This is a genomic window from Citrobacter sp. S39 (assembly GCF_009495675.1).
Taxonomy (GTDB): Bacteria; Pseudomonadota; Gammaproteobacteria; order Enterobacterales; family Enterobacteriaceae; genus Citrobacter; species Citrobacter freundii.
This window is the reverse complement of the sequence record NZ_CP045555.1, coordinates 4,442,488-4,453,880: the sequence shown is the minus strand read 5'-3', so window position 1 is coordinate 4,453,880 and position 11,393 is coordinate 4,442,488. Positions and strand designations below refer to the sequence as shown.

The window sequence follows — 11,393 nt, the reverse complement described above, 5'->3', positions numbered from 1 at the left end:
TCTTCGCTTGATGAATATCAATAAGTAGCTGCTTTAGTATATTTATTGTCTACCTCTAAAAGGGTATTCGTCTGATGGAAATAAAAGATGAGAAAAATAAATAAAACTATCATATGGACGATGCTGCTGTGCATTGTTCTTGGTGCAGTTATTGTTTTGGCAGGGCAATGGACATTGCACAAAACCTCAAGCACGGAATTTTGTTTGTCGTGCCATACGATGCAGGCACCCTACGAGGAATATACCGGCTCGGTTCACTTCCAGAATCAGAAAGGCATTCGCGCAGAGTGCGCGGACTGTCATATCCCGGAGGGCGGGCTGGATTATCTGGTGGCTAAGCTGCGGGCTTCAAAAGATGTTTATCACCAGTTCATAACCAAAAAAATCGATACCCCGGAAAAATTTGAAGAACATCGTCTGGAGATGGCGCAAACCGTCTGGGCACAGCTCAAGGCGAGTGATTCTGCGACCTGCCGTAGCTGCCATAGTATGGACGCCATGGATCTTGCTGCACAAAGCGCGGATGCCCAGAAGATGCACAAAATGGGCATCGCGGAAAAGCAAACCTGTATTGATTGCCATAAAGGCGTCGCCCATTTCCCACCTGAAATAAAAATGGATGACAGTGCGCTTAAAGGGCTTGAAACGCAGTCAGCCTCTACTCCAGCCTCGGCAACTGAGCTTTATGCCGTAAGCAATACCGCGCTTGGCGATCTGGGAACCGTTTACCCGGCAACAAAAATGCAGGTTCTGAAAACAACGGACAACGTGCGACTGGTCGAGATTCGCGGTAGCCAGATGCAGGGAAGTGAACAGGTTATTTACTACGCAGCAGGGCAGCGTTTGATTCTTGCCAGCCTGAGTGAAAAAGGTCAGCAGTCGCTGAAGATCCTCTCCGACTGGAAAAAAGATGACTACGGCAATGCGTGGCGAGATGTCGTGCTGCAGGGCGAATGGAGCGGTTCCGCTCTCGCCAGCCGCGAACCCATGTGGGATTACGCACGCAAACTCGACAATGTGTACTGCGCGGGTTGTCATGCGCCAATTCCGGCGAATCATTTCACGCTCAACGCCTGGCCTTCTGTGGCAAAAGGGATGGGTGCTCGTACCAATATCAGTGAAAACGAACTGGATATCCTGAGCCGTTACTTCCAGTACAACGCGAAAGACATGAACAAATAAGCGATAAATCAGGAGAAATCATGAAACTCACAAGACGTGACTTTATCAAGACGGCTGGCGCGGCAACCGGGACAATGGCGATTTCTTCGGTGATCCCAATGCCGGCCTGGGCCGAAGGCCAGAATGGTGGGGCAATCCTGACGGCAGCACGTTGGGGTGCGGTATACGTGGAAGTCAAAGACGGCAAAGTGGTTTCCTCAAAAGGTGCGTTGCCGAAAACGGTGCCGAACTCATTACAGCAAACCGCGCCGGATCAGGTTCATACCAATATCCGCGTTAAGTATCCGATGGTGCGTAAAAGCTATCTGGAAAACCCGGGTAAAGCGGATGGTAAACGTGGTAACGATCCTTTCGTGCGCGTGAGTTGGGAACAAGCGCTGAAGCTCATTCACGAGCAGCATAGCCGGATCCGTAGCAGCTATGGCCCGTCCTCAATATTTGCCGGTTCCTATGGCTGGCGCTCTAGCGGTGTTCTGCATAAGGCGCAAACCCTACTGCAACGCTATATGAGCATGGCCGGTGGCTACGCCGGTCATACCGGAGATTATTCAACCGGGGCAGCGCAGGTGATCATGCCTTACGTTGTGGGATCGGTCGAAGTCTATGAGCAGCAAACCACCTGGCCGATGGTGCTAGAGCACAGTCAGGTCGTGGTGCTGTGGGGGATGAACCCGCTCAATACCCTCAAAATTGCCTGGAGCAGCACGGATGAACAGGGGATTGAATACTTTAATCTGCTGAAAAAATCAGGGAAAAGCGTCATCGCCATCGACCCGATGCGTTCTGAAACCATCGAGTTCTTTGGTGATAATGCGACCTGGATTGCGCCACATATGGGGACCGATGTGGCGATGATGTTAGGGATCGCCCACACGCTGGTGAAGAAAAATCTTCACGACAAAGCCTTCCTGGAAAAATACACCACCGGATATCCGCAGTTTGAAGAGTACTTGCTCGGCAAGAGCGACAAAATTGAGAAAACCGCCGAGTGGGCATCTGGCGTGTGTGGCGTGCCTGCTGAGCAACTGGAAAAGCTGGCGGAAATTTTCTCCAGCAACAAAACCATGCTCATGGCAGGCTGGGGGATTCAGCGTCAGCAATACGGTGAGCAAAAACACTGGATGCTGGTGACTCTGGCGGCGATGCTGGGGCAAATTGGTACCGAAGGTGGTGGTTTCGGGTTCTCTTATCACTATTCTAACGGCGGTAACCCAACACGCACCGGTGGGGTATTGCCAGCAATATCCGCCAAAATTGAGGGGGGATCATCTGCTGGCAACGACTGGGCGGTTTCTGATGCGGTGACCAGCCTGCCGGTAGCGCGAATTGTCGAGGCGCTGGAAAACCCAGGCGGCAAATATCAGCATAACGGTAAAGAGCAAACCTTCCCGGATATCAAAATGATCTGGTGGGCGGGTGGCGCTAACTTTACCCATCATCAGGATACCAACCGCTTAATCAAAGCCTGGCAGAAGCCTGAACTGGTTGTCATCTCTGAGTGTTACTGGACCGCAGCGGCCAAACACGCCGATATTGTTCTGCCAATCACCACCTCGTTTGAGCGTAACGATCTGACCATGACCGGTGATTACAGTAACCAGCATCTGGTGCCTATGAAGCAGGTCATCGCGCCGCAGTTTGAAGCGCGTAGTGATTTTGACGTATTTGCCGATCTGGCTGAGATGCTCAAGCCGGGTGGTAAGGCGGTCTACACCGAAGGCAAAGACGAAATGGCGTGGCTGAAGCAGTTCTATGACGTTGCGCAAAAAGCCGCCCGCGCCCAGCGTGTCGCCATGCCTCAGTTCAACGCGTTCTGGCAGCAGAATAAACTGATCGAAATGCGTGAGAATGAAAAGAATAACAAATATGTGCGCTACGCGGATTTCCGCAGCGATCCGGTGATGAATGCGCTGGGAACGCCGAGCGGCAAGATAGAAATCTACTCGAAAACGATTGAAGGCTATCAGTATAAAGACTGTCCGCCGCATGCGTCCTGGATTGAACCGGATGAATGGAAAGGAACTGCGGATAAAGATCAGCTGCAGCTACTGACGGCGCATCCGGCACATCGTCTGCATAGCCAGCTGAACTACGCGTCGCTGCGTAAAGAATACGCGATTGCCAATCGTGAACCAGTGACGATTCATCCGGATGACGCGAAAGCCAGAGGGATTGTCGAGGGCGATCTGGTTCGTGTATGGAATGCTCGCGGACAGGTTCTGGTGGGGGCGCACGTCAGCGACGGTATCAAACCGGGAATTATCTGTATCCATGAAGGCGCATGGCCGGATATTGAAAACGGTATCTGTAAAAATGGCGGCGCGAACGTGCTGACGGCGGATATCCCAACCTCACGGCTGGCGAATGGCTGTGCGGGGAATACCAGCCTGGTATATGCAGAAAAATTCACCGGTGAAGCGCCAAAACTTACCGTCTTTGATGAGCCAGCAATTGTCACCATGTAATGATGATGGCTGATAAACGGGGGCCGTAAGGCTCCCGTTTTTTATTACTGTTTGGGCAGCGTTTTACTGTTGTTACTCAGCCAGTTCAATCACATCTCCCGTTGCCGGTGCGTCAGTTCCCGGTAGCCACAATCGACCCCATGAACCAGTGCAATGACAGCCGAGCAGTTTTTCGGGTTGTTGTTGCTTAATAAATTGTCGGGTCCGCCATAGCTTAGCAGGGGAGGCTGCACGTAAATGAAACCCACCGACCAGGGCATAAATTTGGTTAACCCCTGTGATTTTCTGGCAGTGGCGTACGATGTTCTCTATTCCCCGATGCCCGCAACCAGTAATGATGACTAACCCGCGTTCAGATTTATAGATCAACACGCCTTCGTCACTGATGTAATCTGGTTGGAGTGTTTTTTCGCTAATCACACCATAGGACTGTGGCGTGGGGACGCTAATTTCCCCGGACCACAAAAAGCGATCGCTGATAGCCAGCGGCTCGCGGGTGTATTCCATGATGAATCGAGAGTAGTTGTTATCACGCGAGAGTTTTTTAATTTTTCGTGGTGTTCCCGCAACAGTAACTGAGGCGTATCGTTCACAGGCTATTTGGGGATGGCAAATGATACGGCTGTTATCCGCAAGCCACGGCACGCCGCCGCAGTGATCGTAATGGCCGTGCGACAGCACCACGGCGGTTAAGTGCGTCAGGTCCACGCCCATTTGTGCAGCGTTATGCATGAAGCTGCCATCCGGCCCGGTATCAAACAATATTGTGGTCGTTTCATCCTGAACTAACAGACTTAATCCAGGCTTTGCCAGTAATGTTTTTCCAGCGCCAGCAGCACGTCGGTTTTCAAGCAGCACCGTGAGGGTCAAAGCCATGTCTGACTCCAGTATTAAAACGGCATACTGTAATGCATGGCTTTTGAGGGTGCTGTGATCGCAGCGCTCTTTAGCGATATCTGTTATTCACGCACAATTTTGCCAGCGTTTCCTGCATCGCTGTCATTCCAGCTACCGCGACCATTTGATTTAATGGTGTAAGTGGCATAACCGACGCGGAAGGTCATCGTATCCTTATAGGTATTTACGTCACGCACTTCCTTACCGTTGACGTAAACGCTGGAATCTTCGACGTGAATATCAACGCTGCGTTGACCATTGGCAAATTTGGCCACGTAATTTCCGCTGAATTTGCCATCAATACCCGCATTATCGTGGTTATCCCGGCCTGTGGTATTTTGCTGCTCTTCACCATGGCGATGATGACGATTTTGCTGGCTGTTATCGTTCTCGATAAAGCCATGATCGTGGTTCCATTGATAGGATTTGTTCACATCACAACCATTGAGTTCGCTCATTTGCGTACAACCTGAACGTTCATACTTTTTCTGCATTGCCGGGGTAATTGCACATGCCGTTGTGGCCGTTGTCAGGCCAAGGACCAGGAGGGTCAGCAGACGTTTATTCATTTTTCACTCACTATCATCATTAAGTTTATTTATAGGAATACGAACTTTTTGGCTGTCATTTTTACGACGACGGCAGTCTCCCATTAAATATTAACGACGCATACCAGGGAAAATCCTAATTTATAATTAGGGTGAGGTGATAAATGTTGTGATACGCAACATAATGAGTAGTTGATTTACGATTTTTATACAATCTGAATGGAGGGTTAAAAGGTTTTTACTTTTTAATAGAAGATTTAATGAATTATTAATATTGACATTAACGATGAACAAGGATGCAGGCCCGTATATAAACAGGCCTGCACGGGGAGAGTAGTCCACAATATTCAAACTTAGCGTATTTATGGATATTGTCGTCAATACAGTTCGTCTTTACCCTTGAGTGGAGATCTGTGCGCGGTGCTGCTCGGCCTGTATCTCATGGGCAAATGAATGGCCGTTATTTACTGATTGGTGAACAACCATTGCTTTTTCATGTTCATTCATTTGTGAAAATGATTGCGCATTGGTTGGTGTTGACGATGAATTATTTGCCTGCGAGGCATGTGCCTGCGCCATTTGTTGATGCGCAGAGGCATCACTGTTATTCATCATTTCATGAGCCATTGCGGCCTGTTGATGCACTTTAGGTGTTTCTGCCGCATTAACGCCAGCTGAAATAAAAAACGCGATAGCTAAAAAAGAGGACATCTTATTCATCATATTTCTCCTGTTTGGGTTTACGGAAGAAAGTATAATTAATAGGGGCTGTCAGTGGCGTGACAGGATTATGACGGTTGTGTCAGAGAATAGGTGATGACAGGTATAAGCGTCATCACCATAAATTACATCGCGTGCTTGGGAAGCGTCAGAATAAAGCGAGTGACATAAGGATTGGAAGTTACCGAGACTTTTCCGTGATGGGCAATCACAATCGATTTCACAATCGCCAGACCAATACCGCTGCCTTCGCCTTTACGCTGCCGTGAAGGGTCCACTCGATAAAAGCGGTCAAAGAGTCGCGGAAGATGTTGCGGGGGAATGGGGGTTCCGGGATTCTCAACGACTATCTGGACCAGGTCATCCGCCTCTTTCACCCGCACGGTTACCGACTCACCCTTTGGCGTATAGCGCATGGCATTTGACAGCAGGTTACTCATTGCCCGGCGTAACATTAATGGGTCGCCTGAAACCCAGCATGCGTGTCCTTCAAACCGTAAACCAACCTCACGCTCCTCCGCCCAGGCTTCGAAAAAGTCGAACACTTTACCGACCTCATCAGCCAGATTGAGCGCTTTTTTTTCTGGGATCAGCTGATTGTTATCTGCCTGCGCCAGAAACAGCATATCACTCACCATTTTCGACATACGGCCAAACTCTTCGAGATTGGAATACAGCACATCTTCCAGTTCTTTTTGGCTGCGGGTCTGGCTGAGCGCAATTTCCGTTTGGGTGACGAGGTTAGTTATTGGCGTGCGGATCTCATGGGCAATATCCGCCGAGAAGTTCGACTGACGTTTAAATACGTCCTCGATGCGTTCGAGCATGTGATTAAACGAACTAACCAGTTGTTCCAGTTCAATAGGCACAGCCTGCGGATCGAGACGGACATCGAGATCTTTCGAGGTGATATTTTGGATGCGACGACTAACATTACGGATCGGTTCATGGCCTTTGTATACGGCGAACAGCACGATAAAAACAATCATGATGCTAATCAGCGAAGCCGTCATAATTAACTTGTTTTTCAGATCGTTAATATAGTGCAGGTGAAAATCGATCGATAACGCCAGATACAGCGTATACGCTGGTTTTCCATCGGCAAGCTTTCCTACCGGCAGGCGAATCATTCGCCAGTTAGACGATGTTTTCTGTCCGTGGATATGTCTGGAGGTTTGCAGTGTAGGGCCTGAGATAATAAAAACGTCGCTGGCATGAGCATTTTTATCCGGCCTTGCGCTGGCGATAAATTGCCGAAGATCCGGCGCATTGGGCGAATGAAAAATGGCCTTCTGGTTGCTATCTACCAGAGAAATAATGACGTTCGAGTAACCCGCCACCACATTTTTTAGCGTTTCCAGTCGGCGTGATTCTGGCTCGTTAGGCTGGTTAATAATCCGCTCCAGCGTGGTGCTAATCTCTTGTAAATCATTGATGTCCTGCTCGGCGAAGTGGACTTTCACGGAGTGGATCATTATCCATGCAAAGGCGAAAAATGAAGCAATTGTCGCCAGGCTGATAAAAAAGGTTAGTCGTGTCGCCAGTGAAAAAGGGCGCCGCCATCGTTTACTGGCCATCAGGAACCTCAAGCATATATCCCACGCCGCGCACGGTCTGAATCAGTTTCGGCTCATAATCGTTATCAATTTTGGCGCGCAGACGCTTAACGGCGACGTCGATGGCATTAGTATCGCTGTCAAAATTCATATCCCAGACCTGGGAGGCGATCAGCGAGCGGGGTAAAACTTCCCCCTGATGGCGCAGGAAAAACTCAAGCAGCGTAAACTCTTTGCTGGTCAGAGTGATGCGCGTACCGCTGCGGGTAACTTTTCTGCTGACCAGATCGACCATTAAATCCGCGACCTGAAACTGGCTTTCGACAATCACCGCCGCGCCTCGACGCAACAGCGTTCTGACCCGTGCCAGCAGTTCGGCGAAGGCAAACGGTTTAACCAGGTAATCATCAGCACCCAATTCCAGACCTTTAACCCGATGTTCAATGGTACCCAGTGCGGTGAGGAGAAGAATGGGCATTCCTTTGTTGGCGGAACGCAGCATCCGCACGATATCCCAGCCGTTTACGTCCGGCAGCATGATGTCGAGTATGAGCAGGTCGTAATCGCCGGTCATCGCCAGGTGATACCCGTTCAGGCCGTTATCCGCTAAATCCACGACAAAACCCGCTTCCGTCAGGCCTTTTGTCAGGTATTCACCGGTTTTTTTCTCATCTTCGACTATCAAAACCTTCATCGCATTCTCCTTCTCGCACTGGTGTGCGGACTTTCAATTCTAGGGAAGCGAGATCGGATAGCAATCGGTTATTGGGAAAATGACAGTTTTGTCATTTTCCTGTCACCGGTTAAACAGAGTCACTTGGTTAAAGTACAGCACTATAAATTCCTACACATTTTAGAGACATCAGTCCGGTCAGGACGAGAAGAACTATGAGCAAATTTAAGCTTCTTACTCTCAGCGCTATATTCGTGCTCGCCGGTTGTTCATTGGCGCCGGACTATCAGCGCCCGGCTTTGCCGGTGCCGCAGCAATTTTCTTTAAGCCAGAATGCCCTGGTATCGGCTCCAGGTGAATATCAGGACACGGGCTGGCGGAGCTTCTTCGTTGACTCCCAGGTAAAGGCGCTGATTGGCGAGGCGTTGGTTAATAACCGCGATTTACGTATGGCTGTGCTAAAAGTTCAGGAAGCGAGAGCGCAATATGGCGTCACGGACGCTGACCGCTACCCGCAACTCACGGCTGGCTCCAGTGGTACTTACAGCGGTAAATTAAAAGGTGATAGCAGCACCGATCGTGAATTCGAAGCTGGACTCAATCTTAGTTTCGACCTGGATTTCTTTGGGCGGCTAAAAAATATGAGTGAAGCTGAGCGACAGAATTTCTTTGCCAGCGAAGAAGCGCGTCGGGCGGTGCATATCTCATTAATCTCCAACGTGTCGCAAAGTTATTTTAATCAGCGTCTGGCTTACGCGCAGTTGCAAGTTGCTGAAGAAACGCTGCAAAACTACCAGCGCTCTTACGCTTTTGTAGAGAAGCAACTGGTAACCGGTAGCACCAACGTACTGGCGTTGGAACAAGCGCGCGGTGTGATCGAAAGTACGCGTAGCGAAATTGCCAAGCGTAAAGGTGATCTGGTGCAGGCCAATAACGCGCTGCAGCTGTTGCTGGGTACATACGGGAAATTACCTGATGACCACGCGCGCAGCCGTGGGGATATTAAACCGGTAACGCTGCCGCCATCGCTCTCGTCGCAAATACTGTTGCAGCGCCCGGATATTATGGAAGCTGAGCACGGATTATTGGCGGCAAATGCCAATATCGGTGCTGCGCGAGCGGCATTTTTTCCGTCTATAACGTTGACCAGTTCCGTGTCCAGTAGCAGCGATCTTTCCAGTTTATTTAATGCCGCCAGCGGCATGTGGAATTTTGTCCCCAAAATAGATATTCCAATATTCAACGCTGGACGTAATCAGTCCAATCTCGACCTGGCAGAAATTCGCCAGCAACAGTCGGTAGTGAATTACGAACAAAAAATTCAGAACGCGTTTAAAGAAGTGGCGGATGCACTGGTGTTGCGCCAAAGCATTGCCGATCAAATTAGCGGGCAGCAGCGTTATCTGGATTCATTGCAAATCACACTACAACGCGCCAGAGCGCTTTATCAGAATGGTGCAGTTAGCTATATCGAAGTATTAGACGCAGAACGTTCTTTATTCGCTACGCGGCAATCGCTGCTCGATCTTAATTACGCCCAACAGGTTAATGAAATTAAGCTGTTTGCTGCCTTAGGCGGCGGTTGGGTGGAGTAATCCTTAATATTAACCTTTCAGGAGCATCAATTATGAATACTACCGCCAAAGCTGTGCTGTTTAGTCTTTTCTCTACGATCATGTTTAACGCTCAGGCCAATGAGCATCAGCATGGTGAGATGATGAATATGCAGCCAGCGGCTCAACAGGAACAACTCATTAGCGCTACCGGGGTGATTGAAGCTGTTGATATGGAAAGTAAAAAGATTACGATCAAGCATGATCCTATCCCTGCGGTGAACTGGCCAGCCATGACGATGCGTTTTACACTGGTTGCCGATACGAAGGCTGATGATATTAAGCCAGGCGATAAGGTCGCGTTTACGTTTGTTCAGCAGGGAAATCTCTCTGTGTTACGCGATATTCACATCAGTAAATAACGTTCTCGTTGGTCTCTTTTATTCTTGCCCGGGTTTTGCGAACGCGGGTGAGACTATCGCGCAATGGAAATCACTATGGCGTCTTTAAATATTAAAAATACCGCGCTTATTCTCGCTGGCATGATTGCCGGTGGGGTTATTTCTGTCGGTATTTATACTTATTATTCATCCGCAAAAGCAACGGCTGAAACCGGGCAGGCTTCGCCAAAAGAAGCCAGAAAAGTGTTGTTTTGGTACGACCCCATGTACCCAAACACGCGTTTTGATAAACCGGGTAAATCGCCATTTATGGATATGGATCTGATCCCGAAATATGCCGATGAAGAGACCGCGAACGCGTCATCACCAGGCGTGCGCATCGATCCTACACAGACCCAGAACCTGGGGCTGAAAACAGAGCCAGTGCGTCGTGGACCACTGCACTACGCGCAAACTTTTCCGGCCAACGTTAGTTATAACGAATACCAGTTTGTTATTGTCCAGGCACGCTCAGCGGGCTTTATCGAGAAGGTTTACCCACTGACCGTGGGGGACAAAATTAAACAAGGCGCGCCGCTGATCGACCTGACTATTCCTGATTGGGTTGAGGCGCAGAGCGAATATTTATTGCTGCGAGAAACTGGCGGCAGCGCGACGCAGGTGGAAGGAATTCTGGAAAGATTACGTCTGGCTGGAATGCCTGAAGCGGATATTCAGCGCTTAAAATCGACGCGTAAAATTCAGACCCGCTTTACCCTGAAAGCGCCTATTGATGGGGTGATCACCGCATTCGATTTGCGTACGGGTATGAACATTTCCAAAGACAATGTGGTCGCGAAAATTCAGGGTATGGACCCGGTATGGGTCAGCGCGTCGGTCCCGGAATCTATCGCCTGGCTGATTAAAGACGCCTCGCAATTTACCATCACCGTGCCTGCCTGGCCGGATAAGCCTTTCACCATCAGCAAGTGGAGTATCTTACCCAGCGTTGATGCTACCACGCGTACGCTCCAGCTCCGTTTACAGGTCGATAATCCTGACGAGGCGCTCAAGCCCGGGATGAATGCTTACCTGCAACTGAAAACACAAAGCGAGCCAATGCTGCTGATCCCGTCTAAAGCGCTAATTGATACGGGTACCGAGCAGCGGGTAATCACCGTTGATAACGAAGGCCGATTTGTGCCGAAACAGGTTGCGGTATTCCATGAATCTCAAGGGCTGACGGCTATCCGCTCCGGCCTGACCGAAGGCGAAAAAGTGGTTTCCAGCGGTCTGTTCCTGATTGATTCCGAAGCGAATATCTCTGGCGCACTGGACCGTATGCGCGCCCAGAACAGTAAGACGCAAGACGCAGCCGCCATGCCAGCCCAGGCTACCCATTCACACTGAGGATATGAT

Annotated in this window: 10 protein-coding genes; 5 read left to right on the top strand and 5 right to left on the bottom strand. The window is 49.7% G+C overall.

Annotated elements, in window-relative coordinates; all coding sequences use genetic code 11:
- Positions 1 to 87: 87 nt before the first annotated feature.
- Together GFB57_RS21295 and GFB57_RS21290 are read left to right on the top strand one after the other, a co-directional pair.
- Positions 88 to 1,182, top strand: a complete 1,095-nt coding sequence (locus tag GFB57_RS21295) for a NapC/NirT family cytochrome c (RefSeq protein ID WP_003021925.1) — start codon at positions 88 to 90, stop codon at positions 1,180 to 1,182.
- Between the two features lie 20 nt (positions 1,183 to 1,202).
- Positions 1,203 to 3,647, top strand: a complete 2,445-nt coding sequence (locus tag GFB57_RS21290; RefSeq protein WP_003021928.1) for a trimethylamine-N-oxide reductase 2 — start codon at positions 1,203 to 1,205, stop codon at positions 3,645 to 3,647.
- A gap of 72 nt (positions 3,648 to 3,719) precedes the next feature.
- Here GFB57_RS21290 and GFB57_RS21285 read toward each other — a convergent pair whose 3' ends face one another.
- The 5 genes from GFB57_RS21285 to cusR form a co-directional block, all read right to left on the bottom strand.
- Positions 3,720 to 4,523: an MBL fold metallo-hydrolase gene (locus GFB57_RS21285; RefSeq protein ID WP_003021931.1), complete on the bottom strand. Its 804-nt coding sequence runs from the start codon at positions 4,521 to 4,523 to the stop codon at positions 3,720 to 3,722.
- Between the two features lie 83 nt (positions 4,524 to 4,606).
- Positions 4,607 to 5,113 (bottom strand): hypothetical protein, encoded by a 507-nt coding sequence (locus GFB57_RS21280; protein ID WP_008319921.1) that lies wholly within the window; start codon positions 5,111 to 5,113, stop codon positions 4,607 to 4,609.
- 372 nt (positions 5,114 to 5,485) lie between these two features.
- Positions 5,486 to 5,812 (bottom strand): hypothetical protein, encoded by a 327-nt coding sequence (locus tag GFB57_RS21275; protein ID WP_003021934.1) that lies wholly within the window; start codon positions 5,810 to 5,812, stop codon positions 5,486 to 5,488.
- Positions 5,813 to 5,937: 125 nt separating this feature from the next.
- Positions 5,938 to 7,389 (bottom strand): Cu(+)/Ag(+) sensor histidine kinase, encoded by a 1,452-nt coding sequence (locus GFB57_RS21270; RefSeq protein ID WP_003021937.1) that lies wholly within the window; start codon positions 7,387 to 7,389, stop codon positions 5,938 to 5,940.
- Positions 7,379 to 8,062 (bottom strand): copper response regulator transcription factor CusR, encoded by a 684-nt coding sequence (gene cusR / locus GFB57_RS21265; protein ID WP_003021940.1) that lies wholly within the window; start codon positions 8,060 to 8,062, stop codon positions 7,379 to 7,381. Before cusR ends, GFB57_RS21270 begins: the two co-directional genes overlap by 11 nt.
- A 194-nt stretch (positions 8,063 to 8,256) precedes the next feature.
- Between cusR and GFB57_RS21260 the strand changes: the two genes are divergently transcribed.
- The 3 genes from GFB57_RS21260 to GFB57_RS21250 all read left to right on the top strand — a co-directional run bounded on the left by GFB57_RS21260 (position 8,257) and on the right by GFB57_RS21250 (position 11,384).
- Complete coding sequence (locus tag GFB57_RS21260; protein ID WP_003021942.1) at positions 8,257 to 9,636, top strand: efflux transporter outer membrane subunit; 1,380 nt, start codon at positions 8,257 to 8,259, stop codon at positions 9,634 to 9,636.
- A 32-nt stretch (positions 9,637 to 9,668) separates the two neighbouring features.
- Entirely contained in the window at positions 9,669 to 10,016 is a 348-nt protein-coding gene (gene cusF, locus GFB57_RS21255; protein WP_003021945.1) for a cation efflux system protein CusF, read from the top strand.
- A 75-nt stretch (positions 10,017 to 10,091) separates the two neighbouring features.
- Positions 10,092 to 11,384 (top strand): efflux RND transporter periplasmic adaptor subunit, encoded by a 1,293-nt coding sequence (locus GFB57_RS21250; protein WP_003021947.1) that lies wholly within the window; start codon positions 10,092 to 10,094, stop codon positions 11,382 to 11,384.
- Positions 11,385 to 11,393 lie beyond the last annotated feature (9 nt).

Excerpts from the sequence above, each read along its gene's own strand:
- GFB57_RS21295 (WP_003021925.1), top strand. The coding sequence starts at position 88 with ATGAGAAAAATAAATAAAACTATCATATGGACGATGCTGCTGTGCATT.
- GFB57_RS21290 (WP_003021928.1), top strand. The coding sequence starts at position 1,203 with ATGAAACTCACAAGACGTGACTTTATCAAGACGGCTGGCGCGGCAACC.
- GFB57_RS21285 (WP_003021931.1), bottom strand. The coding sequence starts at position 4,523 with ATGGCTTTGACCCTCACGGTGCTGCTTGAAAACCGACGTGCTGCTGGC.
- GFB57_RS21280 (WP_008319921.1), bottom strand. The coding sequence starts at position 5,113 with ATGAATAAACGTCTGCTGACCCTCCTGGTCCTTGGCCTGACAACGGCC.
- GFB57_RS21275 (WP_003021934.1), bottom strand. The coding sequence starts at position 5,812 with ATGAATAAGATGTCCTCTTTTTTAGCTATCGCGTTTTTTATTTCAGCT.
- GFB57_RS21270 (WP_003021937.1), bottom strand. The coding sequence starts at position 7,389 with ATGGCCAGTAAACGATGGCGGCGCCCTTTTTCACTGGCGACACGACTA.
- cusR (WP_003021940.1), bottom strand. The coding sequence starts at position 8,062 with ATGAAGGTTTTGATAGTCGAAGATGAGAAAAAAACCGGTGAATACCTG.
- GFB57_RS21260 (WP_003021942.1), top strand. The coding sequence starts at position 8,257 with ATGAGCAAATTTAAGCTTCTTACTCTCAGCGCTATATTCGTGCTCGCC.
- cusF (WP_003021945.1), top strand. The coding sequence starts at position 9,669 with ATGAATACTACCGCCAAAGCTGTGCTGTTTAGTCTTTTCTCTACGATC.
- GFB57_RS21250 (WP_003021947.1), top strand. The coding sequence starts at position 10,092 with ATGGCGTCTTTAAATATTAAAAATACCGCGCTTATTCTCGCTGGCATG.